General features: G+C 37.4%; 21 protein-coding genes. 11 read left to right on the top strand and 10 right to left on the bottom strand.

Annotation, left to right across the window (positions count from 1 at the left end; genetic code table 11):
- Positions 1-152: 152 nt before the first annotated feature.
- Together B154_RS0115095 and B154_RS0115090 are read left to right on the top strand one after the other, a co-directional pair.
- On the top strand, positions 153-812 hold the full coding sequence (locus B154_RS0115095; protein ID WP_033411811.1) for an SCO family protein: 660 nt from the start codon (positions 153-155) through the stop codon (positions 810-812).
- A 19-nt stretch (positions 813-831) separates the two neighbouring features.
- Complete coding sequence (locus B154_RS0115090) at positions 832-1,248, top strand: Fur family transcriptional regulator (protein WP_051084314.1); 417 nt, start codon at positions 832-834, stop codon at positions 1,246-1,248.
- Positions 1,249-1,372: 124 nt separating this feature from the next.
- Here the strand turns inward: B154_RS0115090 and B154_RS0115085 are convergent, their stop codons facing one another.
- The 7 genes from B154_RS0115085 to B154_RS0115050 all read right to left on the bottom strand — a co-directional run bounded on the left by B154_RS0115085 (position 1,373) and on the right by B154_RS0115050 (position 9,809).
- Positions 1,373-3,094 (bottom strand): M3 family oligoendopeptidase, encoded by a 1,722-nt coding sequence (locus B154_RS0115085; protein ID WP_018615091.1) that lies wholly within the window; start codon positions 3,092-3,094, stop codon positions 1,373-1,375.
- A 91-nt stretch (positions 3,095-3,185) separates the two neighbouring features.
- Positions 3,186-3,665 carry a DUF5606 family protein gene (locus tag B154_RS28700; protein ID WP_018615090.1) on the bottom strand — a complete coding sequence of 160 codons (480 nt, stop codon included), beginning with the start codon at positions 3,663-3,665 and terminating at the stop codon, positions 3,186-3,188.
- A gap of 230 nt (positions 3,666-3,895) precedes the next feature.
- Entirely contained in the window at positions 3,896-4,291 is a 396-nt protein-coding gene (locus B154_RS0115070) for a group III truncated hemoglobin (RefSeq protein ID WP_018615089.1), read from the bottom strand.
- An 11-nt stretch (positions 4,292-4,302) separates the two neighbouring features.
- A complete protein-coding gene (locus B154_RS0115065) occupies positions 4,303-4,956 on the bottom strand; it encodes a DsbA family protein (RefSeq protein WP_018615088.1) in 654 nt (217 codons plus the stop codon).
- Positions 4,957-5,050: 94 nt separating this feature from the next.
- Positions 5,051-5,725 carry a uracil-DNA glycosylase family protein gene (locus B154_RS0115060; RefSeq protein ID WP_018615087.1) on the bottom strand — a complete coding sequence of 225 codons (675 nt, stop codon included), beginning with the start codon at positions 5,723-5,725 and terminating at the stop codon, positions 5,051-5,053.
- A 118-nt stretch (positions 5,726-5,843) separates the two neighbouring features.
- Complete coding sequence (gene polA, locus B154_RS0115055) at positions 5,844-8,678, bottom strand: DNA polymerase I (protein WP_018615086.1); 2,835 nt, start codon at positions 8,676-8,678, stop codon at positions 5,844-5,846.
- 177 nt (positions 8,679-8,855) lie between these two features.
- On the bottom strand, positions 8,856-9,809 hold the full coding sequence (locus B154_RS0115050; RefSeq protein ID WP_018615085.1) for a methylenetetrahydrofolate reductase: 954 nt from the start codon (positions 9,807-9,809) through the stop codon (positions 8,856-8,858).
- Between the two features lie 243 nt (positions 9,810-10,052).
- Here B154_RS0115050 and lptB point away from each other — a divergent pair, with 243 nt between their 5' ends.
- From lptB to B154_RS0115010, 8 genes are all read left to right on the top strand, one after another.
- Positions 10,053-10,865, top strand: coding sequence for an LPS export ABC transporter ATP-binding protein (lptB, locus tag B154_RS0115045; RefSeq protein ID WP_018615084.1), 813 nt, complete (start codon positions 10,053-10,055; stop codon positions 10,863-10,865).
- A 119-nt stretch (positions 10,866-10,984) separates the two neighbouring features.
- Positions 10,985-12,499 (top strand): GH3 auxin-responsive promoter family protein, encoded by a 1,515-nt coding sequence (locus B154_RS0115040; RefSeq protein ID WP_018615083.1) that lies wholly within the window; start codon positions 10,985-10,987, stop codon positions 12,497-12,499.
- Between the two features lie 211 nt (positions 12,500-12,710).
- On the top strand, positions 12,711-13,358 hold the full coding sequence (locus B154_RS0115035; RefSeq protein ID WP_157580791.1) for an ABC transporter ATP-binding protein: 648 nt from the start codon (positions 12,711-12,713) through the stop codon (positions 13,356-13,358).
- On the top strand, positions 13,355-14,458 hold the full coding sequence (locus B154_RS0115030) for a hypothetical protein (RefSeq protein WP_018615081.1): 1,104 nt from the start codon (positions 13,355-13,357) through the stop codon (positions 14,456-14,458). The genes B154_RS0115035 and B154_RS0115030 overlap by 4 nt, the downstream gene beginning before the upstream one ends.
- 165 nt (positions 14,459-14,623) lie before the next feature.
- A complete protein-coding gene (fabG, locus tag B154_RS0115025) occupies positions 14,624-15,373 on the top strand; it encodes a 3-oxoacyl-[acyl-carrier-protein] reductase (RefSeq protein WP_018615080.1) in 750 nt (249 codons plus the stop codon).
- 105 nt (positions 15,374-15,478) lie between these two features.
- The gene (locus tag B154_RS0115020; protein WP_018615079.1) at positions 15,479-15,793 is read left to right on the top strand and encodes a hypothetical protein; all 315 of its coding nucleotides are present in this window, start codon (positions 15,479-15,481) and stop codon (positions 15,791-15,793) included.
- Positions 15,794-15,861: 68 nt separating this feature from the next.
- Positions 15,862-17,427 (top strand): SulP family inorganic anion transporter, encoded by a 1,566-nt coding sequence (locus tag B154_RS0115015; protein WP_018615078.1) that lies wholly within the window; start codon positions 15,862-15,864, stop codon positions 17,425-17,427.
- Positions 17,424-18,065 (top strand): carbonic anhydrase, encoded by a 642-nt coding sequence (locus B154_RS0115010; RefSeq protein ID WP_018615077.1) that lies wholly within the window; start codon positions 17,424-17,426, stop codon positions 18,063-18,065. The genes B154_RS0115015 and B154_RS0115010 overlap by 4 nt, the downstream gene beginning before the upstream one ends.
- Positions 18,066-18,130: 65 nt before the next feature.
- On the opposite strand, the gene B154_RS0115005 is transcribed toward B154_RS0115010, so the two are convergent.
- Positions 18,131-18,910 carry an enoyl-CoA hydratase/isomerase family protein gene (locus B154_RS0115005; protein ID WP_018615076.1) on the bottom strand — a complete coding sequence of 260 codons (780 nt, stop codon included), beginning with the start codon at positions 18,908-18,910 and terminating at the stop codon, positions 18,131-18,133.
- Positions 18,911-19,314: 404 nt separating this feature from the next.
- Positions 19,315-19,890, bottom strand: a complete 576-nt coding sequence (locus B154_RS0114995) for an adenylate kinase (RefSeq protein ID WP_018615074.1) — start codon at positions 19,888-19,890, stop codon at positions 19,315-19,317.
- Between the two features lie 171 nt (positions 19,891-20,061).
- Here B154_RS0114995 and B154_RS0114990 point away from each other — a divergent pair, with 171 nt between their 5' ends.
- Positions 20,062-21,318, top strand: a complete 1,257-nt coding sequence (locus B154_RS0114990; protein WP_018615073.1) for a pyridoxal phosphate-dependent aminotransferase — start codon at positions 20,062-20,064, stop codon at positions 21,316-21,318.
- Positions 21,319-21,515: 197 nt separating this feature from the next.
- Here the strand turns inward: B154_RS0114990 and B154_RS0114985 are convergent, their stop codons facing one another.
- The gene (locus B154_RS0114985; RefSeq protein ID WP_018615072.1) at positions 21,516-23,324 is read right to left on the bottom strand and encodes a pyruvate dehydrogenase complex dihydrolipoamide acetyltransferase; all 1,809 of its coding nucleotides are present in this window, start codon (positions 23,322-23,324) and stop codon (positions 21,516-21,518) included.
- Positions 23,325-23,507: the final 183 nt, after the last annotated feature.

Raw genomic sequence — 23,507 nt, 5'->3', positions numbered from 1 at the left:
ATTGTTGCGTTAATGCAATAAGCAGGTCTTCTTGCTATTTGGGAATATATTTCTTTACTGATAAAAGTGATATGCATTACAACCGCATGTGTTCTTTTAAATACAAAAGCATTAACAGTGGCATTAGTAACTTTGCGGTTCAAGAAGTATATATGAGCAAAAAGGGAATTGGGTATCTGGCTTTCTTCGTTGTGCTTACAGGTCTTTTCTTTTATTTTGTTTTTGCAGGTACAGATAACTGGAAGGCAAAACTGCCGACAGTGAGCTATGTAAAACCATTTTCTTTTGTAAACCAGGATGGAAAAACCGTTACAGAGGACGATCTAAACGGAAAAGTGACAGTTGTAGAGTATTTCTTTACGACCTGTAAAGGAATTTGCCCTAAAATGAACAAAAGCATTAAAAAAATTTATGAACAGTATAAAGATGAGCCTGATTTTTTAATTCTTGCTCATACTGTTCAGCCAGAAAAGGATTCTATTGCGAGACTGCGATTTTATGCGGATAGCATGAAAATAGACACTAAAAAATGGGTATTGGTAACCGGAAGGAAAGACAGTTTGTACACGGCAGCCAGGACAAGCTATTTATTAGATGACCCGGCAAACAGTGTAGAAAAATTAGATGACCAGTTTATACACACCCAATTTATAGCATTGGTAGATAAAAGCGGAAATGTAAGAGGCGGTGTGTACGATGCACTTAAACAGGATGAAATGAAAAAACTAAGCACCGATATAAGAAATCTGCTACAGGAAAAGGTGGGACCAAAAGGATTTGTAAACGGGGTATATGGCAACGCTCCACAATAAATTTTGTAATTTTACAAGTATGGACATGCTATCCATTGATCATATATTAAAACGAAACCAGCTAAGTGTAACAGATAGCCGAAAAAAAATTCTCGAGCTTTTCAAGGAGCATAATGGTGCATTAGCACATAATGATATTGAGAAAAAAACTGGCGAAAAATTTGATCGCGTCACCATATATCGTACACTTCAGACTTTTGTCGAAAAAGGAATTATTCATACAATACCCACTCCTGATAATTCTGTACGATATGCGTTGTGTAAAGATGAATGCTCGAAGGGCCATCATCATGACAATCATGTGCATTTCGTTTGTGATATCTGTAATGTAACTTATTGCCTCGACTCCGTCGTAACTCCCGAAGTTAATCTTCCCCAAGGTTTTAAGCCATCTTTAATTGATGTAGTAGTTACTGGAAGATGTAAGAATTGTTAGTTTTTTTCATACCACTTAAAGGCTTTTAAGGTATGTAAAAAATGTCGGGCCCGGGCCCGACATTTTTTACTTGAATATCTTTTGCGCATTTATTCCAATTCATCATTTAGCCATACATCCTGCTTCAGATGATTTTCTGATATTCCTCATTCACAAAATCCATCAGAGCCTTTATATAATCCGGCGACAAATTAAACTCTAAACCTGCGGTTTCATACAGACCGGGTAAAGTTTTTGTGCCTCCGAGACTTAATGCATTAATATAATTCAACAGAGCCTGTTCTTTGCTGCGTTTAAATTGTTTCCATAATCCAATGGCACCTAGTTGAGCTATTCCATATTCAATATAATAAAAAGGCACTTCAAAAAGGTGTAATTGCCTTTGCCATCCAATCTTGCGGTATTCTTCCAGGCCACTAAAATCAACTGTCTTTGTAGAAAACTCTTCCAGAATTTCCATCCATTTTCCAGTTCTTTCTTCTACAGTATGATTTGGGTTTTCATACACCCAATGTTGAAATTTATCAATAGTTGCAATCCATGGGAAAATAGAAATAGTTCTTTCCAACTGGTGTTCTTTCGCACGCACGAGGTCCTCATCGTTATTAAAAAACACTTTCCAGTAATCCATGCTAAAAAGTTCCATCGCCATACTTGCTACTTCCGCTATTTCCATGGGGTATTCTTTAAAACCACTTAACGGTAACGGATGTGAAAGGAAAGAATGAATAGCATGTCCACCTTCATGTACCATTGTAGTTACGTCGTGCATTTGGCCTGCAGCATTCATAAAAATAAATGGCGCACCACTTTCTGCTAACGGACAATTATACCCCCCCGGAGCTTTTCCTTTCCGGCTTTCAAGGTCAAGGTGTCCAAGCTCTTTCATTTTTCGCAAACAATTTGCAAAAAACGGATTTAGCTCTTCAAAACATTTGATGGTCTTTTCCGTAAGTTCTTCGCTTGTATTGAACGGATGAAGAGGTTGCACTCCTTCAGGCTCTGCTTCTGTATCCCATGGGCGTAATGTATCTACACCCAGTTTTTGCTTTTTCCGCTCATTTATTTTCTGCACCAACGGCAACACGTGCAACTTTACTGCCTCATGAAATTTAAAGCAGTCTTCTTTGGTGTAGTCAAACCGCCCCATTTCGGCAAACTTATAATCCCGGTAGTTTTCAAAACCGGCATTTAAAGCAACCTGATGACGCTTGTGAACCAATTGTGTATATAAATCATTCAAAGCATCTTTATCCTGCATTCTTCTCTCATTCATTTTCCTGTACACCTCTTCTCGCAGGCTGCGGTCGTGGTCCTCTAGAAACTTGGCTGCCTGTTGCAATGTGTACTCCTGCCCCTTTACTTCTATTGTCATCCGGCCGGCAATCTGTCCATATTGCTGTTGCATAACGCTTAGCTCTGCCTGCAACGGAATATTTGCCTCCCTGAATAAATCAATGCTTTTTTTTACATTTCGCAAGTAGGTAAAATATTGTTGCTGGTCGAGTTCTTTGGTAAAAGGACTGTCAATCAGCTTACGGTTCAGCAGGTCAGCATACGGCTGAATCTTAGGCTGAATTTCCATGAAAAAGAAATTGAAAGACTCTTCCAGGCTTTTATCAGTTGTATCGCAAGTCATGCGGATTTGTCTCCAGCATGCATCTTCGCTCACTACCGCTTCAACTTCACTCATATCTTTCAACCATTTCTCAAGGTCTTCTCTTGAATTAATGGGCCTTTCCAGCAACTCTTTAAAATAAGGCTCCAAAGTATTCCAATCCGTTACCGCAAAATCCGCAGGAACATAATGTCTTTCGAGTTTCTTAATATCTGCAGTCAATGTCATGGTGGTAGTATGTTTTAAATACGTAAAACTACAAGCTGTAAGTGATAGTAGCATTACTATGCCTGTCGCTCATAGCTTACAATATTATTTATTACTGTTCTGCTCTTTCTGTTCCTGCATCCTCAGCATCATCAGGCGATGTTACTTCGACACCTTGTTCGGCTTCTTCATTTTCCTCTTCTGCCGCCTCGCTTAATTTGAATTCAACATTATTAGCCTGCAAAATCGAAAACCACTTTACCATCTTCTTCATATCACTGGTATACACTCTTTCAAAATCCATATCAGGATAAACTTTTTGAAAATAAGCTTTAACCGCTCCGTTATCCTTATCGGAAGGCAACGTTTCTCCACTGTTTTTCATTGCAGCAAACACCTCAACGAGATTTACATTATCACGAACAGTATATACTTCAATGCTTTCAAGGTGTGAAAAATTATGCACACGGCTTGCTACAAAACGTGTGCTTTTGTCTTCAAGAGACCGTACAATAGCGCCATCTTTCTTACTGCCTACCAATTCAAACAATCCACCCAGTCCTGTAACAGAAATTATTTTTCCATATTCCATAATCAGTCTATTATTTTTAGGATGTGCAAGATAAAAGTATTTGCTTTAACCTCGTTTCAAATAATAATTTTTAAGATTTTGATGAGGAGTTTTTTTATTAACGAGTTTTAGAGCTATTGTTAAATCTGTACCCATTCTTTTTTCAGCCTCTAAGGTTTTGTAAAAAATATGATTAGCTAAGGTGAAGTCAATCTTTATAGTCACAGAGTGTGATTAAATTGAAGGGTAATTTACAAACCGGGTTGATTTTTATTAAGCTGGGCGATTTTTATTTGCATAATTGTAGCAATGCTTTTTGCTTTCTGCTTTGCTATAAAAGCAACATTTCCTTCAAACAATTCATCAACTGTTTTATTAAAATGGTGTAACCAGGTATCAAAATGATGTTTTTCAAACTTTGATTTCTGGTTCAAATCCAAATGCGGTTGTATAGCATTCTTCTTGTAAGTGTGTGCATCAAACAAAACCATATCCCAAAAATCAACAATAACGGGCAGGTGCTGCTGCATATCCACTTTAGCTACATCTGTAAATATGTAAGAGATACTTTCATCCTTTAGCAGTTCGTTATAAAACTTGCCAAACAATTTAAAAAGGTCTTCTCTCGATTCTATGTCCCGCTTCATAACTTGTGTATTTATGCAATCTTTACTGAGCTTAAAACATTATCTATTCTTTGTTTCAGCGTTTCATAATCAGTAAACCCTCGTGCTACCATATGAAATTTTAATTCGTCGGTTTGAATAAAAACACAAGGAAACCCGGTAACCTGCAACTGCTTAACCAGCGAAAACTCATAATAAGCTTTCTCTTTATACTCTTCACTATTCAATCTTTCGTAAAAGACTTCCGGGTGGATGCTATATTTTTCAAGCAAGTGCCGGTACGCTTCATCGTCAGTTAAATCTCTCCCTTCATAATTTAATGCATGTTGCAAATCTGATGCAAACTCAACTGATCGTTCAGGATAAAATTCTTTAAAAATACACATGGCTATTGCCGGCTTTTCGGAGTTAGGATACCAGTCGCTGTCTTCATAATTGAAAATGTGCCATAAAAAATCCTCTCCAAATTTTATCCCTGTAAGTTCTTCTACTGTTTTATATGCTTTTTGTATATAAGGAGCAATTGTACTTATATGAGCAGGCTTTTCGGGAAGTATCATTCCTCCTGATAAAACATCTGTTTCCAGCATGTCTTTATATTCATCTGCGATTCTTTTTATAACAGGACTAAATCCGTAACACCAACCACAATAAGCATCATAACAATAAATGAGTACAGGTTTCATGATCGCAAAGGTAGAACCATGAATTTGAACTATGACAAGGATTTAATGAATTACTCTTATTGCAATAACTGTTTAAATTTTATTTTAAGCTTTTTTATTTACTAAGTGGCAAGAACTCCTGCAGATATTTATTGATATAATTATCCTTTGTTTTTAGTTTGTATTGCATAATAAACCTGGGATGAGATAACGGAATTATTTTGTCGAATAATTTATAAGTCATGTTGAGCCTTGATAAAAATTTGTAGTTCGTTCCCTCCCCCAGGCAAAAGGCGACGGAGGTTTCTAACCCCCAGGATATTTGCAACCTGAAACATTCAACAGCAAAAGGAATTATTTTGTCAATTAAAACCTTATCATCATAATAATTTAGATTTTTGCCTGCCCTGGTAAACCCAAGAGGGCTAACAGCAGTAAAATAAAACTTATTATAAAAAGCTTCGACGCAACCAAAGGCAGTAATCATATCATAAACAAACACAGAAGACAACTCCTGTTTGCGTTGCCAATTGTTGTTGATGCCGCACTCTTTTTCTAACCTGATGGGGTCAGTAAAGGGAATTCCGGTCACACCTCCGCCAAACCTACCAGGGTTAATGCCAATTATACAATACCTCGAATTGCTATCACTATAATATTTATCATAGAAGATCCTGACAATCCTGGCTGTTTCCGGATCTACGAAGGGGTGCATCACTTCAACTGCTGGTGGTAAATCAAAAGGAAATTGAAGATTAAAAAGAAAATCAAGTATTTTTTTAGAAAGCATACCCCAAAACCCCTGAAGGGGCTCAATTAAAAGATTTTAAAAGATAAGTTTATTAAGGTCCGTTAGTCTTCCGCGAAAATTTTTATTCAACAGTTTTGTTCCTTTATGCGTCGGCGGCTTAATGCGCTTCCAGCCAATTGTCGCCCACTCCTAAATCAGCACTGGCGGGTACCTCATTAGGTAAAGTCAACGCAGATTCCATACAACTAATAATGATAGGTTTGATTAACTCTACCTCGTCTTTATATGCATCAAAAACCAATTCATCGTGCACTTGCAAAATCATTTTCGATTTAAGGTTGCGCTGCTTAAATTCTTTATAAATTTTTATCATAGCAAGTTTAATCATATCTGCTGCGGTTCCTTGTATGGGCATATTTATGGCATTTCGCTCAGCATACCCACGTACCGTGAAGTTTGCACTATGAATATCTTTTAGCCATCTTTTTCGGCCCAGCAGTGTTTCAACATATCCATGCTTCTTGGCAAATTTTATTTGATTGTCCATGTACTGCTGTATGTTGGGAAACTGCTTTTTATAGTTTTCAATAATTTCCTTTGCTTCCGCCCGACTAATTTTGAGGTTTTCAGAAAGGCCAAACGCTCCTTGTCCATAAATAATTCCAAAGTTTACGCTTTTTGCTTTGTAACGCATTTCCTTGGTTACGTCGGCTTCATCTATGTTATACACTTTTGCGGCAGTAGCGGTATGAATATCTTTGCTTTGTTTAAATGCATCGCACATGTTTGGGTCACCACTTATAGCTGCAACAATGCGCAATTCGATCTGTGAATAATCTGCACTTACTATTACATGATTTTCATCTCTTGGCACAAATGCTTTTCTTATTTCCCTTCCACGTTCGGTACGTACCGGTATATTTTGAAGGTTTGGGTTATTGCTGCTTAACCTTCCGGTTACCGCAACTGCCTGGTTGTAAGAGGTGTGAATTCGTCCTGTTTTACGATTGATCATTTCAGGCAATGCGTCAATATAAGTGCTTTTTAATTTTGTTAGCTCACGAAAACCCAAAATATCATCTACAATTTTATGTTGAGATGCAAGTTTCATCAGCACATCTTCACCTGTTGCATATTGACCGCTTTTCGTCTTTTTCGCTTTCGGATCGAGCTTTAGTTTTTCAAATAATACTTCGCCTAATTGCTTTGGCGATGCAAGGTTAAACCTAACTTCTGCCACCGCGTATACGTTCTCTTCGCAACATGCAGCTTCTTTTTCAAGTTCTTTAGAATATTGACTTAAGAAATCTTTGTCTATACGCACGCCTTCATATTCCATATCCAAGAGTACTTTCACTAATGGAATTTCTACTTCGTTAAAGACTTTATCAACTTTTCGTCTTGTTATTAGTGATGCAAAAGAGTTTTTTAACTGAAGTGTTATATCGGCATCTTCTACTGAATATTCCTTTATTTTCTCCAACTCCAAATCCCGCATTGAAAGCTGGTTTTTTCCTTTTTTGCCCAAGAGGTCATCAACAAGGATAGGCTCATAACCGAGAAATTGCGCACTCAGAAAATCCATATTCCTTCGTCCTTCCGGCTCAATCAGATAATGAGCAAGCATGGTGTCAAATATTTGCCCGGAAACCTCAATTCCATACCACTTTAATATTGTCAGCTCATATTTAATGTTGTACCCCACCCATCTTTTAGCTGGGCTTTCAAATAAAGGTCTAAAGTGCTCCAGGAATTCCTTAACTTCTTCTAACTTCTTTGGAACCGGCACATAATAACCTTCACCTTGCTTAAAAGAAAAAGTAATTCCTAAAAGTTCAACATCATGGGCGTAAGCACCTGTAGTCTCGGTATTAAGACTTATTTCTTCGATAGCTAAAAGCTCATTAACCAGTTCTTTTATCTTTTCTACCCCTTCAACAAGTACATAATTGTGAGCTGTGTTTTGAATATTTTTATCAGCTGTAAGCCCTTCCAGCTCTTCCGGTTCACTGATGGAGGCTATCTCCACGTCTATTTCTTTTCCATCCTCGACCGTTACAAAAAGATCCATTTGTCCTCCTGAGGGCAGTGTTGCAACTTTTTCAAATACGCTGAATTCGTTTCCAAGAATTCTTTTACCCAATGCTTTAAATTCAAGCTCAGTAAATATGTCTTTTAACTCCGGAATGTTCCATTCCTTCAGTTTATAATCTTCTTCGTGAAACTGAACAGGTACGTCAGTAATAATCTTAGCAAGCTTTTTACTCATAATGGCTGCATCTCTCCCATTTCTTATTTTTTCACCAAGCGAGCCTTTTATTTCATCTGCATGTTCAAGTATGTTTTCGAGTGTGTCGTATTCTTTTAAAAGTTTACAGGCAGTTTTTTCACCCACACCAGCAATCCCGGGAATGTTATCTACGGCATCACCCATCAATCCAAGCATATCTACTACCTGTTCGACTCGTTCTATACACCACTTCTCTGTTATCTTTTTCGCGTCCAGTATTTCTTCTTTATTTCCCATGTAGGGAGGCTTATATATATACACGTGATCATGTATCAGCAATTGTCCATAATCTTTATCAGGCGTAACCATGTACACTTCATAACCCATATCTGCTGCCTGCCAGGCAACCGTGCCTATTACATCATCTGCTTCATAACCATCCAATTCTACAACTGGTATGTTAAAAGCTTTTATTATTCTTTTAATATCGTCAAGAGAACCTGTTAAGTCTTCAGGAGCTGCTTGCCTGTTAGCTTTATATTCGGTGAAGTCTGTGTGACGCTCTGTAGTGGCTTCAGTATCGAAACAAACAGCCAGGTGTGTAGGTTTCTCTTTATTTATTAAATCAACTAAAGTGTTGGTAAAACCAAATTGTGCATTTGTATTACGACCTTTACTGGTCAGCCTGGGATTACGGATTAACGCATAATAGGCCCGGTAAATAAGGGCCATCGCGTCTAATAAAAACAACTTCTTTGCCATCCGGCTAAGGTAAATAATTTAGAACCACTATTAATTTCAGAATCATTTTTAATTGGAATAATCCGAATTTTTAGCAAAATGCGCGGAATTCCTATAACCGATAATTAACAGGATTAACAATGACTTTGGTAAAAAAAGTAATTACAGCAGGCGAAATGAGGCCGGGAATAAAAGCTGCTATACAAGTTCCTTCACAACATTCCAGATAACCTTTGGCTTGCCGAGTGTATAATAGTGTAATACCGGAACTCCGAATTTCTTTAATTCCTTACTTTGTTGAATAAGCCATTCAGCACCTACGCATTCACATTCCTGGTCTGTTTTTGACCGCATGATAGCATTTGAGAGATCTGTAGGAATGTCTACATGAAATATTCTTGGAAGTATTGATAATTGTTTTTTGCTAGTAATAGGCTTTAAACCAGGAATGATGGGCACCTCGATGCCTATTTCCCTGCATGCCTTTACAAAATCAAAAAACTTCTTGTTATCAAAAAACATTTGAGTCATTATATAACTGGCTCCCGCATCTACTTTCTCTTTTAAACGCCTAAGATCGATTTCCAGGTTTGGTGCTTCAAAATGTTTTTCAGGATAACCTGCAACTCCAATGCAGAAGTTTGTTTTACCCCCGTTTTGAATATCTTCATCCAGGTAAATACCGTTATTGAGGTCTACCACCTGTTTCAAAAGGTCTATCGCATAACTGTGGCCATCAGGTTCCGGTTCAAAGGAAGTTTCATTTTTAGCAGCATCGCCTCTTAGAACCAAAACATTATCTACATCAAGAAAATTAAGATCAATGAGGGCATCTTCGGTTTCTCTTTTATTAAAACCGCCGCAAATAAAGTGAGGTACAGCATCTATTTTATAATGGTTCATAATAGATGCACAAATGCCAACAGTACCAGGCCGTTTACGCACTTCTACTTTTTCAAAAGTGCCGTCGGCTTTTTTCTTAAACATGCTTTCACTTCTATGATAGGTAACATTTATCCATGAAGGTTTAAATTCCATCAAAGGATCAAGATGATCATAAATTGAATTGATACTTTTACCTTTTAATGGTGGTAAAACTTCAAAAGAAATAAGTGTATCCTTAGCCTGTTTAAGATGCTCAATAACTTTCATCCTGTATTTTAAAAATTGCTGCAAACATAAGCTGTATAAAAATAAAAACAAGAGCAGGAGACCTTCCACAAACCTTTACACATCTAATTTTACTTTTTTTAGTAATTTTTGTATAAATTTTTTATTTATACGTTTAGCAGGTTTGTGTCAACTTGCTTAAAATCACCCCAATAAACTGTTAAGAGCCATGTTCGGATGACAATAAACTTGCTATTAGTGTATTTTTGTTAAAATCATTTGTCATTGAGTCTTATTATACATACCAAAGACCTTATTAAAAGTTATCGCAACCGTACTGTCGTCAACAATGTATCAATTGACGTAAAACAAGGTGAAATTGTTGGTTTGCTAGGTCCGAACGGCGCAGGAAAAACGACCACATTTTATATGGTGGTAGGTTTAATTAAGCCTGACGAGGGAACTGTTTTTTTAAACGACGAGGAAATTACCAAGCTTCCAATGTATAAAAGGGCTCAAATGGGTATTGGGTATCTGCCCCAGGAAGCCAGCGTTTTTAGGAAGCTTTCTGTTGAAGATAATATAAAAGCAGTGCTTGAAATGACCAAGCTGAGCAAAAAAGAACAAAAGGAACGGTTAGAAGCTTTGCTTGATGAGTTTAATTTGCATCACGTTCGAAAAAATAACGGCGACAGCATAAGCGGGGGAGAAAGAAGAAGAACAGAAATTGCACGTGCACTTGCAGTCGACCCTAAATTTATTTTGTTAGATGAACCTTTTGCCGGCGTAGATCCTATTGCTGTAGAAGATATACAGACTGTTGTTGCAAAATTAAAGTATCGAAACATTGGTATATTAATTACAGATCATAATGTAAATGAGACTTTATCTATATGTGACCGTGCTTATTTGCTGATAGAAGGAAAAATATTTAAACATGGTAGTGCAGAGGAGCTGGCAAACAATGAACAAGTGAGACGATTATATTTGGGAACCAATTTTCAACTCCGCAGAAAAGACTGGATTATTGAAATGGAAAGAGACAATGCTCTTCAAAAAGCTACAGAAAGTGTTGCATCTTTTGATGATCAGCGTTAGAAATATGAATAGTTTTTCGCCTAAAAGCTGGTTTTTACTGTCAAATATTAAAAACTCCTTAAAAAAAACCGTTCTGTTTAGTTTCATTTTGTTATTTTGTCAAGTACTACACGTATCTAATGAAACTTTTAAGCCCTGCCATATCGCGCCTGGCCCGTTTTAGGCTTTGGCGAATCGAAAACTGGATCAATAATCCTGTTGCTGCTCAATACGAAGTATTCCAGGATCTGATAACATCTGCTCAGTACACAGAAATAGGAAGGAAATATCGTTTTGAAGATATTTATACCATAAAAGATTTTAAAGACCTTGTTCCTATTCACGAATACGAAGATTTAAAACCGTATATAGAACGTATGATGAATGGGGAGCAGAATTTGTTGTGGAATACTCCTATTAACTGGTTTGCCAAAAGCAGCGGAACTACCAGCGATAAGAGCAAATTTATTCCTGTGTCTGAAGAAAGCCTGGATGGAAGCCATTTTCAGGGCGCCAAAGATCTGCTTACATTATATTACAATTTTAACCCTGACAGTGATTTGCTAACGGGAAAGGGGCTGGTTATAGGTGGAAGCCACCAAGTGTGCAAAATGAATGAAGAAGCCAAGTATGGAGATTTAAGCGCAGTGCTCATGCAAAACACACCTTTTTACGGTCATTGGCTCAGAACTCCAGAATTGTCTATTGCTTTGTTAGATGAATGGGAAACAAAAATAGAAAAACTTGCAAAAACTACTATTCATGAAAATGTTACCAGTATAAGTGGCGTGCCAACGTGGACCTTGGTTTTAATTAAAAGAATACTGGAAATAACAGGAAAAGAATGTCTTGCAGAAGTATGGCCAAATCTTGAATTATATATTCATGGCGGCGTTTCGTTTACACCTTATAAAGAGCAATTTGAAAAGTTGATCGGGGCACCAATTAATTACCTGGACTTATATAATGCAAGCGAAGGTTTCTTTGCAGCCCAGGACAATCCGGATGTAGAAGGAATGCTGCTGTTCTTGCATCATGGAATTTTTTATGAATTTCTGCCGGTGGAGGAATACGGAAAAGCAAATCCTCAAACTTTACAACTGGATTCTGTTGAAATTGGAAAAAATTATGCTGTTGTTATAAGTACCAACGGCGGATTATGGAGATACCTAATAGGAGATACCATACAATTCACCTCATTGTCACCGTATAAAATAAAAGTTTCAGGAAGAATAAAGCATTTTATCAACGCATTTGGTGAAGAAGTAATTGTAAATAATTCAGATTGTGCTATTGCTGCGGCATGCGAAAAAACCGGAGCAATAGTAAACGATTATACAGCTGCTCCCATTTATTTTAGCGAAAAAGGAAACGGCGGTCATGAATGGTTAATACAATTTGAAAAAGAGCCGTCGGACCTGGGATTTTTTACTTATGAACTTGACAATGCTTTAAAAAATGCCAATAGTGATTATGAGGCCAAGCGTCATAAAGATATTGCATTGCGGATGCCGGTAATCAGGTCATTGAAAAAAGGAGTTTTTGAAGAATGGCTCAAAAGTAAAGGAAAACTTGGCGGACAGCATAAAGTACCAAGACTAAGCAACGACCGAAAATATATTGATGAAATTCTTGCTATTGCAAATAATCAGTGAGGATTAAGGGATCTGTTTTTTATTTGCCTTTAACCCCTCATGCCAATATTGGTGTTACACCATTCCATATTTAGTTCCTTTGGAGAGTATTTGTGCAATTTTCCCTCTAATGATCTATTGCACCTACTGTTGCTTAAAATCAGCCTCCTTCAAATAACTTTATAACAAACTCTTGTCTTAATTTCCACTACGTTTACAAACAAGTATTTCTTTGATTAATATAATGCTGGAGTTTAATAATATTCAAAAATATTACGGAAGTTATTTAGCTATAAAAGTTCCTTTGTTATCAATTACTAATGGAATATGGTGGATGAAGGGAGAAAATGGATCAGGGAAAACTACTTTCCTTAAAATGATTGCTGGCTTGCACCCTTTTACCGGGGACATAATTTTAGAAAATAAATTCAGTATTAAAAAACATCGAAAACATTTTGTGAGGCTTGTAAATTATGCAGAAGCTGAACCTTTATACCCATCTTTTTTAACTGCTAAAGATTTAGTGGAGCTGTATTGTGAAACAAATTGCGGGGATTTGCAACAGGCTGAGGATTTATTAAAACAATTACATGTTTATGATGCGTACCACCAAAGATTGGGAAGTTATTCCAGCGGCATGATTAAAAAAGTGAGCCTGGTACTTGCTTTTATCGGACACCCAAAAATAATATTACTCGATGAACCACTAATTACTATAGATGCAAAGGCTGTAGATACAATTTGCAGAATTATAAACGACAAATATAAAGAAGGAACATCGTTCATCATCACCTCTCACCAAACACTGCATAAAGATCAGTTGCAATTTTCAGGAACATTGATTGCAGAAAATAAAACGATTTATACAACCGGTATATGACCAAAGGATCCAGCATATTGCAAAGGGTTTTGGTTAATCATTTTTATAAGGTTAACGCCGGGCTTTTCATTTTTGGTTTTTTTGTGTTATTCGGGTTACCTTTTTCGCCTTTAGCCTTTCATCTTTCCATTATTACCGGCATCATTCAAAGTCCTGTTTTCTTAGCTTCAGTTATGGTCACCTGGCTTTTGTATAATTTCAAATGCATCGATTATATTTTGCACCAGCTTGCTGATCCCCGGCAATCCTTTTTGTTTTGTCTCAACAGTTTATCTTTTAAAAAACTGTACTTATACATGGTGTATGTACAAGCGCTTGTTTATTTGCCTGTAATATTATATGCCCTGGCAATTGTTTGGCTCGCTCTTGCTAAACAACAATATTGGTGTGCCATAGCGGTTCTTCTTTTTAATGTAATTGTTGTTAGCCTGACAGCTTTAATTTATATTGTTAGTATACAAAAGAAGAACCTGTTTAAAGCGAGGTTTGCATTACCAACTTTCAATATAAATATATCAAAGCCACTTTTTATCATTCCGCTCCTCTTTCTCTGGCACGACCGCAAACAAATGCTCTTTGTAACTAAAATATTTTCTCTATTGATTCTTTTTGGATTTATAAAGCTATACGTGCCCGACCGCTACGACATTCGTCCATTGCAGCTTTTACTTTTAATTACTGCAGCCTCACACAGCGCCATTGTATTTCATATAAGAGCTTTTGAAGAAGAGTTTTTGTCGTTCACCAAAAACCTTCCCATCACAATTATCAGCAGGTTTATGAGGATGTCAATAATGTATACACTCCTTCTGCTCCCTGAATTTCTTTTTGTATTCAAAGGCTTAAATGTTCATTTCGTCATTGCCGATTACCCGCAAATATTATTAATGGGTATTGCACTATTATGCATGTTTCATGTAGTGCTTTTAACTGACAAAACAGATATGGAGCAGTTAATCCGGGTTGTGTTTGCTATTATTGCCGCTTGCTTTTTTATTCTGTTATACGATCCCGGGTTATTACTTCCTGCGGCAATCATGTTACTGGCATTTGTATTATACAATTCGTACTACTATAGTTACGAAAAGAAATATAGGTAGAAGTTTAGAGCGATTTGATTGTAAGGTGATTGAATAAAGAGAAAAAGTTGAGTATATGAGTGTACTGATGTTCTATTAATTTACTTTTGCTTTCAACCAGGCACAAATTAGAAAAAGATTAGCTCTGTATAATCCTGATACGTTTATAAAATTTATGTCAAATCTATGAAATTACTCGAGGGAAAAGTTGCTATAGTTACAGGCGCGAGCCGTGGAATCGGTGAAGCAATTGCTTTAAAATTGGCAGAACAAGGTGCAAACATTGCATTTACATATGTAAGTAGTGATGAAAAAGCAAAAGCGCTGGAAGAAAAACTTCAAGCTGCAGGCGTAAAAGCCAAAGCATATAAAAGTAATGCAGGAGTTTATGCAGAATGTGAGGCAATGGTAAATGACACTATTAAAGAATTTGGAACCATAGATGTTTGTGTAAATAATGCTGGCATCAGTAAAGATAACCTGCTGCTGCGCATGACGTCTGAGCAATGGGATGACGTAATGAATATCAACCTGAAGAGTGTTTTTAATATGACGAAGCAGGTTATAAAACCTATGATGAAGGCAAGAAAAGGCAGCATTATAAACATGAGTTCTATAATAGGTATCAGAGGCAATGCAGGACAAAGCAGTTACGCAGCTTCTAAAGCAGGAATAATAGGATTTACTAAATCGATGGCGCATGAATTAGGAAGCCGTAATATTCGATGCAACGCAATTGCTCCGGGATTTGTAGAGACAGACATGACGGATTATCTTAAAGATGGAGAAGCCTCAAAAACTTATTTACAAAAAATTCCTTTAGGACGTTTTGGCACCGCCGCTGAAATAGCAGACACTACTTTATATCTCGCCAGTGACATGAGTAGTTATGTTACGGGCCAGGTTATAAGTGTGTGCGGGGGGTTGAATATCTGATGAAAAAGGATATACGTTTTTTTTGTTCTATTACTTTTGTTTGTTAAATGATATGTCGAATATTGTGATTAATATCTCTGGTTGTTATCTTTGCCTCAGGGTAAAATGATAAAACTTAAAATCATATCGTTTTTTTTAAGTCTGTTGATAGCAATACAAATGTTGCCAATAGCGCAGATCGGCAACATGCTGAGTAAAAACCAGTGGACAGAAGAATTGCCTCATAATGCCGCTGACGATGCAGGCAAAGCTGATACATTTGCCAAATTCAATCACCCTTATTTACCCCCTTCAGGTTATTCAACCGGTATTTCTTTTTGTTCTGACAGTAAAGAACTTGCTTATATTCATCTTTCAGAAAGCATCCCTTCTAATCATTCCACAGAAGTTGTAATTCCACCTCCCGATTCGGTTATATAAATAGATTGCCTTGTCCTTTTTATTATAACTGATTATATTTTATTGATTCGATAAATACATTCTTCTGCATGAAAAATTATTTAAAGCATGCAGGAGCCGATATACCGGCTTCTGTCGTGGTTTTTCTGGTGGCATTACCACTATGTTTAGGTATTGCCCTTGGTTCGGGTGCGCCACTTTTCTCTGGAATTATCGCCGGCATCGTTGGTGGGATCGTAATTGGAACATTGAGTGGTTCGCAATTAAGTGTAAGCGGACCGGCGGCGGGGTTAACTGTGATTGTTGCTTCCGCTATTATTAAATTACAAGTGTATGAGGCTTTTTTGCTGGCCGTAGTACTGGCTGGTATGATACAAGTTGTATTAGGGTTTGTCAAGGCAGGTGTTGTTGGAGATTATATTCCCAACTCTGTTATAAAAGGAATGCTGGCTGCTATCGGTCTCATTCTTATTCTAAAGCAACTTCCCCATTTTGTAGGTTACGATTCCAATTATACGGGAGATGTGTCATTCTCTCAAGGTGACAAGGAAAACACTTTTTCGGGTATTTTTCATTCATTAAATTATATTACTCCTGCCGCCGTCATTATTGGTATTATTTCAATAATCATTTTAGTTGCCTGGGAGACTAAATTTTTTAAATCTAAAAAAGTATTAAAACTTATTCCAGGACCGTTGGTAGTGGTATTGGTAGCTGTTTTTCTAAGTAAAGTATTAGCTGGTTCTACGGGTATGCAATTAGAACAAAAGCACCTGGTATCTTTGCCTGTAGCAGAAAATGCATCGATGTTTCTTTCATTTTTTACTTTTCCTGACATTGCTTTTATCAAAAATCCGGATGTATGGATAACAGCAGTTACACTCGCTATTGTTGCGAGCCTGGAAACATTACTTGGTATTGAAGCTGTGGATAAACTCGACCCTCTAAAAAGAGTTACACCAAGCAACAGGGAACTAAAAGCACAGGGAATAGGAAATATGGTGTCTGGTTTAATAGGCGGTTTACCATTAACCTCGGTGGTAGTAAGGAGCTCCGCAAACGTAATGGCAGGAGCAAAAACAAAAGCTTCATCAATTGCTCATGGCATAATGTTGCTTGTTTCTGTACTTCTTATTCCGGGAATACTTAACTTAATTCCCTTATCGGCACTAGCCGCTATTCTTATTTTCACAGGATATAAACTTGCTAAAGTTTCTATATTCAAAGAATTTTATATCAAGGGATGGGATCAGTTTATTCCTTTTGTTGTAACAATACTTGCAATACTGCTTACTGATTTACTGGTTGGAATTGTAACCGGAATAATTGTAGGTTTATTTTTTATGGTCCGTGCAAACTTCAAGTCTTCAGTACTTGTTGTAAGTGATGCTAACCGGTATCTTGTACGTCTTCGCAAGGATGTTTCCTTTCTAAATAAGCCAATAATAAAACAGAAGCTGGAAGAAGTTCCTGCAAATTCGTTCATAGTTATTGATGCAACAAGAGCTGATTTTATTGATAAAGATATAATTGAAGAAATAAACAACTTCCTGAAACACGCGCATCTAAAAAATATCAAGGTAGAAATTAAAAAAAGCATGTCCAAGACAATGCATTCACTATTTGATGAACCTTTAAAACTTAAAATTGCATGACATCATACGAAAAGTTATTGTTAGAAAACAGAGCATGGGCAAAAGAAAAAGTTGAAGATGACCCCAATTTTTTTTTAAGACTTGAGCATTTGCAAACACCTGAATTTTTATGGATAGGCTGCAGCGACAGTCGTGTTCCGGCAAATGAAATTACCGGCACTCAGCCTGGTGAAATTTTTGTACATCGAAACATAGCCAACCTGGTGATAAACACCGATGTAAATGTGCTAAGTGTTTTGGAATATGCAGTAGAAGTTCTCAAAGTCAAACACATCATTGTTTGCGGGCACTATGGTTGTGGAGGAGTAAAAGCAGCGTTGACAAACCACGATCATAAGCAAGTCTTAAATATGTGGCTCCGAAATATAAAAGATATTTACCGGTTGCACCGGCAGGAAATGGAAAAATATCCGGAAGGAGAAGAAAGAGTAAATAGACTAATAGAGCTTACCGTAAGAGAACAGGTGATGAACCTGGCTAAAACTTCTATAATACAAAAAGCATGGAAGCATGAACAAAGGCCCCATTTGCATGGTTGGGTGTACAGTCTTTCGAACGGCATCATTAATCCTGTCTTTGAAATGCAGGCGGGAACTCATATAGACCCGGTATATGAGTATGATTTCAACAATTTGTAGATATTTTTATTAAAAGAAAACCCCGATTAATTTTCGGGGTTTTTATTTACAGTGAAACTTACACTTTAAAGAGTGCTTTTGCTTTTAAACTTTTGAATAAAACTCTTAGTATGATCACTTAAAATTAATCGGCCGCTTATTGCAGCTCTTTCTCTCAGCAGGTCGTCCCAGTCTTCTGTTCCTTTCCAAAAGACTTTTTTTAGTTCTTTCGTTGCATCAGGATTAAAATGCGACAAGGTAAAAGAAAGCCTTTCGATAGACTCTTCCATACCTGATGGCTCTGGATGCAATTCTGCATACAAACCTTTTCTTCTTGCCCAGTCTGCCGAGCGCCACATATTCGCATCAATGGTTAATTGACTAAAAGAAGACAAACCAATTTTCCTCTGCACTGCAGGGCCAATGACAAATGGGCCAAAACCTGCCGACAGTTCACTTAACTTAATGTCTGCACCTTCTGTTGCTATAGCATAATCTGCCGCTGCCGCTAATCCTAATCCTCCGCCTACACATTTTCCATGAATTCTTGCGATAATAAATTGAGGAGTCTTGCGCATTGCGTTTATCACCTTAGCGTAGCCGCTAAAAAAATCAGTACCGTCCTGGGCGTTAGTTATAGACGCAAGCTCATCAAGAGACGCGCCCGCACAAAATATCTTTTCTCCGCCCGATCGCAGGATAATGACTTTTGTCCCAACATTCACTCCCTCGCTATGAATTGTTTGCGCAATCACTTCAAGAAGTTTTCCGGGCAACGAATTGCTTTGTGGATGGTAAAACTCTATTGTAGTTATACCATGTTCCTTTTCAGTTTTAACGTATCCATCGCTAACTTCTGTTATCATAACTATGCTAAATTATTTTATAGATGGATGTACTTACTATGATTAATCTTCCTGTGAACCTTTATTATGTAAAACGTACTTTTTTTAAAATGGTTTACGATAGTCAAATGAAAATTCAGAAAAAATTAATCATTTATAAACATTGTATAAAGCTAAAACAACTTTTTTTATTACCATTTCTTAAAGACAGTTATAATAAAATAAAATTATTGAAAGGCTTTTTTACTTTAAAAGATTTCAATTTTTAAAAGTCTTACAAACGATGGAAACATTTCATTTGAAAGACGATTCGCATGGAAAATAATGTCCCTTACTCTAATTCCTGGGAAGGAAAACTAATTAAAAAAGCCTTCCGGTTTAGTGGAAGGCTCGTGCAGTTGGTATTGGGTTGCTAAGAACTTAATTTACATTCTTTCATCTATTTTTTCACAAAGGCTTTCAAAGATTTCATCTACTGTGCCTTCTCCCGGTATGTCAAAAACCTTATTAAATTTGCGATAATAATCTGCGACAACAGATGTTTTTTTGTGATACTCCGTAATGCGCGCTCTTATTACCTCAACATTATTATCGTCTGGTCGTCCACTGGTTAATCCACGGTTTAACAATCTTTGCACAAGTTCTTCTTCACTTACTATTAATGCAAGTACAACTCCTATTTCTGTTTGCTTTAGTTTTAACAGTTTATCAAGTGCCTCAGCCTGCGCCTCTGTACGAGGAAAACCGTCAAATAAAAATCCTTTTGCCTGCGGATTGTTTTCAAGCGCAGAACTGATCATTCCAATAACTACTTCGTCAGGAACAAGTTGCCCTTTATCCATCAGGTTTTTGGCCTCTAATCCCAAAGGCGTCTGCGAAGCAATTTCACTTCTAAGTATATCTCCTGTAGACAGGTGCTTTAAACCGTATTTTAAAACCAATCTTTCGCTTTGTGTGCCTTTTCCACTGCCTGGAGGTCCAAACAAAATAATATTGAACATTATAAAACTTCCTTAAATAAGGCGCAAATATAAGGGTTTGGGCATTACATTTCCCTTAACACTTTTTACGTTTTAAAATAAAAAAGAGTTCGTTTTAAATAAGAGTTGCGCTGTTAGTGTTCTAAAACAATCTCATGATAACTTTAATGCTCAAAAAAGTACTTTTACAATATGAAATTAAGTCAACTTGCGGAAACGCTTATCGGGTCAGAAATCGTGAAACTTGGAAACGCTATAAGTGAACGTGTACGTAATGGAGAAAAAATATATAATTTCACTATTGGTGATTTTGATCCTAATATTTTTCCTATCCCTAAGGAGCTTGAAGATGAAATAATAAAAGCCTATAAAAATCATTACACCAATTATCCTCCTGCAGACGGTATTGTGGAATTAAGAAGTGCAGTTTCAAGCTTTTTAAAAGATTGGGAAGGTTTGGATTATGCAAGTAATGAAATTTTGATCGCTTCCGGTGGTCGTCCGCTTATTTATACCATATTTAAAACAATAGTAGATGAAGGTGATAAGGTAATTTATGCCACTCCATCCTGGAACAATAACCATTACGTGCATATGACAGAAGGTGTGCACTGTAAAATAGAAGCGACACCGGAAAATAATTTTATGCCTTTGGCATCAGACATTGCACCTCACATAGCTGGCGCTACTCTCATCTGTCTTTGCTCGCCTCAAAACCCGACCGGCACTACGTTGCAAAAAGATGAGCTAGCGAAAATATGCGATCTTGTTTTGGAAGAAAATAAAAAGCGCGGTGATAATGAAAAGAAGCTGTATGTAATGTACGACCAAATGTACTGGACCTTAACTTATGCCTCAACCGTACATTATAATCCAGTAAGTTTAAGAGCAGAAATGAAAGAATATACAGTATTTGTTGACGGTATATCGAAGGCATTTGCTGCTACAGGTGTGAGGGTAGGATGGTCTCTCGGCCCTGCTTTCATCATCAATAAAATGAAAGCAATTCTTAGCCACCTTGGCGCGTGGGCACCAATGGCAGAACAAAAAGCCACTGCGAATTTTCTACACCAAAAAGAAAGTATTCAGAAATATCTTACACATTTTAAATCTGAAGTAGAAGAACGGTTGAGAAAAATTTTTGAAGGATTTATCGATTTAAAAAATAGTGGATTTGCTGTAGATGCGGTTTCTCCTCAAGCTGCCATTTATCTTACAGTTAAATTTGAACTGACCGGAAAAAAAACTAACAACGGCAAAGTATTGGAGAAACAATCGGATGTTACAGACTACTTGTTAAGTGAGGGAAAACTGGCTGTCGTTCCGTTTTATGCTTTTGGTGCAGACAAAGAATCGCCGTGGTATCGCCTAAGTGTTGGTACTTGTAAAAAAGAAGAAATAAATGAAATGTTTGGAAAGCTGGAAGAAGCGTTAAACAAACTTTATTGATAAAGCGGAGGAAAAGGCGCAGTGTTTATTAAGATCACAAACTGTAATCCTTTCCGCAAATTCTAAATTTTCTCTTAAAAACATTACTTACCACTTTTCAGCATTGCTTACTTTCCCTTGCAATAAAAAAGGTGAGATTTTAGAAATCTCACCTTTTTTATCATTTATTCTATAATTGCTGCTAATCTCGCTTTACGTTAAACCAACATTCTCAAAGGTTCTTCTAAAAGGCTCTTTAGTGTCTGAAGGAACGCAGCTCCGGAAGCTCCGTCTACTACCCTGTGATCGCAACTTAATGTTATTTTCATAATGTTTCCCGGTACTACCTGGCCGTTTTTCACAACAGGTGTCTGTGCAATACCACCAATAGCTAAAATACAGGCATCGGGTGGATTTATAATAGCGGTAAATTCATCAATACCAAACATTCCAAGATTACTGATGGTAAACGTGCTTCCTTCCCAATCAGCAGGTTGCAACTTTTTGTCTTTAGCCTTTTGAGCAAATTGCTTTACTTCAGCAGCTATTTGACTAAGACTCTTTGCATCTGCAAAACGGACGACAGGAACGAGTAAACCTTCATCAACCGCTACGGCTACACCTATATTTACGTGATGATTAATGCGAATTTTATCACCAAGCCAGCTACTGTTTATTTTTGGATGTTGCTTAAGAGCTACAGCCGCAGCTTTTAATACTAAGTCATTGAAACTAATTTTTACCGGTGAAAGTTCATTAAGCTTAGCACGAGTCTGAACTGCATTATCCATATCTATACTCATTGTAAGGTAGAAATGGGGAGCTGAGAATTTACTTTCAGCAAGACGTTTTGCAATTACTTTGCGCATTTGAGAAACGGGAACTTCATCAAAGCTTACCTGCCCTATCATACCTGCGGCAACTGTAGGTTTAGCCTCAGTTGGTTTAGCAGGAGCCTGAACTTCAGGTGCAGGCGCTTGAGGTTGAGAAGGTTGTACAGGTGCAGCCGGTTGTTGAACTTGCGCTGGTTGTTGTACAGGCTTATAATTGTCTATATCTTGTTTTACTATTCTTCCGTTGTCTGCCGAACCTTTTACATACTTAAGATCAATACCTTTTTCCTCGGCCAGTTTTTTAGCTAAAGGAGATGCAATAATCCGCCCTTGATTTACCACTTCCGGTTGTTCAGCCTGTGGCGCAGAAGTTGGTTGTGAAATTTGAGCTTGGGGTTGTGTTGAAGAAGCAGCGGCTTCTTCAACTGCTGGCTGAGACACTGCACCACCTTTTGCCGCGGCTACAATTGCATTGATATTCATCCCCGGTTCGCCAATAATGCAAAGCAACTCATTAACGGCAATTTTATCACCGGCCTTGGCTCCCTGGTATAATAATGTTCCGTTTTTATAACTTTCAAGCTCCATTGTGGCCTTGTCAGTTTCAATTTCAGCCAAAACTTCACCTTTTTTTACAGTATCGCCAATATTTTTCTGCCATGAAGCTATAACACCTTCGGTCATTGTATCGCTTAATCTTGGCATTAAAACAACTTCTTCCATGTTAGCAAGGTCCATAGGTGCAGCACTGGAAGCGGGCTGAGGGGTTGGCTGAGAAACGGTTTGTGTCGGTGCCGGAGCGGGCTCAGACGCCGCAGCCGGTTGCTCGGGAGCAGGCGATGGCGTAGCAGGAGTTGCTTGTGGTTGAGGCTGTGACTGAGCTTCTGGCTGAGGTTGTCCATTACCAGCAGCATTTCCACCTGTATGTTCTGCTACGATAGCAGATACATCTTCTCCTTGTTTGCCAATAATAGCTAACAGGTCATTTACCTGCAACTTCTGGCCATCTGCTGCACCTCGATGTAGCAGTACACCTTCCTGGTAACTTTCAAGTTCCATCGTAGCTTTGTCAGTTTCAATTTCAGCAAGCAAGTCACCCTTTTTAACTGTATCACCTACGTTTTTATGCCATGCAGCTATTACTCCTTCTGTCATGGTATCGCTCAACCTGGGCATTAATATCGCTTCCGCCATACTTTTATATTTTGCTAAACGCTATAACTTGAGATGCGGCATCAACTGCAAAGCGTTATCGCGTTAAATTTTGAGCCGTGAAATTACATGAAAATGAATTAAAGGCAAGATGAGGAATAAAATTTCCTTTAAAAAACAATACTTCTAATTTTACTTTCTTTCGCTAATGATAGAAAATGATGA

This window comes from Segetibacter koreensis DSM 18137 (assembly GCF_000374045.1).
In the GTDB taxonomy this organism is placed as follows: Bacteria; Bacteroidota; Bacteroidia; order Chitinophagales; family Chitinophagaceae; genus Segetibacter; species Segetibacter koreensis.
The sequence above is the reverse complement of the archived record's forward strand: the minus strand, read 5'-3'. Positions and strand labels throughout refer to the sequence as shown.

Excerpts from the sequence above, each read along its gene's own strand:
- B154_RS0115010 (WP_018615077.1), top strand. The coding sequence starts at position 17,424 with ATGACATCATACGAAAAGTTATTGTTAGAAAACAGAGCATGGGCAAAA.
- B154_RS0115090 (WP_051084314.1), top strand. The coding sequence starts at position 832 with ATGGACATGCTATCCATTGATCATATATTAAAACGAAACCAGCTAAGT.
- B154_RS0115070 (WP_018615089.1), bottom strand. The coding sequence starts at position 4,291 with ATGAAGCGGGACATAGAATCGAGAGAAGACCTTTTTAAATTGTTTGGC.
- fabG (WP_018615080.1), top strand. The coding sequence starts at position 14,624 with ATGAAATTACTCGAGGGAAAAGTTGCTATAGTTACAGGCGCGAGCCGT.
- B154_RS0115095 (WP_033411811.1), top strand. The coding sequence starts at position 153 with ATGAGCAAAAAGGGAATTGGGTATCTGGCTTTCTTCGTTGTGCTTACA.
- B154_RS0115040 (WP_018615083.1), top strand. The coding sequence starts at position 10,985 with ATGAAACTTTTAAGCCCTGCCATATCGCGCCTGGCCCGTTTTAGGCTT.
- B154_RS0115015 (WP_018615078.1), top strand. The coding sequence starts at position 15,862 with ATGAAAAATTATTTAAAGCATGCAGGAGCCGATATACCGGCTTCTGTC.
- B154_RS0114985 (WP_018615072.1), bottom strand. The coding sequence starts at position 23,324 with ATGGCGGAAGCGATATTAATGCCCAGGTTGAGCGATACCATGACAGAA.
- B154_RS0115005 (WP_018615076.1), bottom strand. The coding sequence starts at position 18,910 with ATGATAACAGAAGTTAGCGATGGATACGTTAAAACTGAAAAGGAACAT.
- B154_RS0115065 (WP_018615088.1), bottom strand. The coding sequence starts at position 4,956 with ATGAAACCTGTACTCATTTATTGTTATGATGCTTATTGTGGTTGGTGT.
- B154_RS0115020 (WP_018615079.1), top strand. The coding sequence starts at position 15,479 with ATGATAAAACTTAAAATCATATCGTTTTTTTTAAGTCTGTTGATAGCA.
- B154_RS0114995 (WP_018615074.1), bottom strand. The coding sequence starts at position 19,890 with ATGTTCAATATTATTTTGTTTGGACCTCCAGGCAGTGGAAAAGGCACA.
- B154_RS0115050 (WP_018615085.1), bottom strand. The coding sequence starts at position 9,809 with ATGAAAGTTATTGAGCATCTTAAACAGGCTAAGGATACACTTATTTCT.
- B154_RS0115030 (WP_018615081.1), top strand. The coding sequence starts at position 13,355 with ATGACCAAAGGATCCAGCATATTGCAAAGGGTTTTGGTTAATCATTTT.
- polA (WP_018615086.1), bottom strand. The coding sequence starts at position 8,678 with ATGGCAAAGAAGTTGTTTTTATTAGACGCGATGGCCCTTATTTACCGG.
- B154_RS0114990 (WP_018615073.1), top strand. The coding sequence starts at position 20,062 with ATGAAATTAAGTCAACTTGCGGAAACGCTTATCGGGTCAGAAATCGTG.
- B154_RS0115060 (WP_018615087.1), bottom strand. The coding sequence starts at position 5,725 with ATGCTTTCTAAAAAAATACTTGATTTTCTTTTTAATCTTCAATTTCCT.
- B154_RS0115085 (WP_018615091.1), bottom strand. The coding sequence starts at position 3,094 with ATGACATTGACTGCAGATATTAAGAAACTCGAAAGACATTATGTTCCT.
- B154_RS28700 (WP_018615090.1), bottom strand. The coding sequence starts at position 3,665 with ATGGAATATGGAAAAATAATTTCTGTTACAGGACTGGGTGGATTGTTT.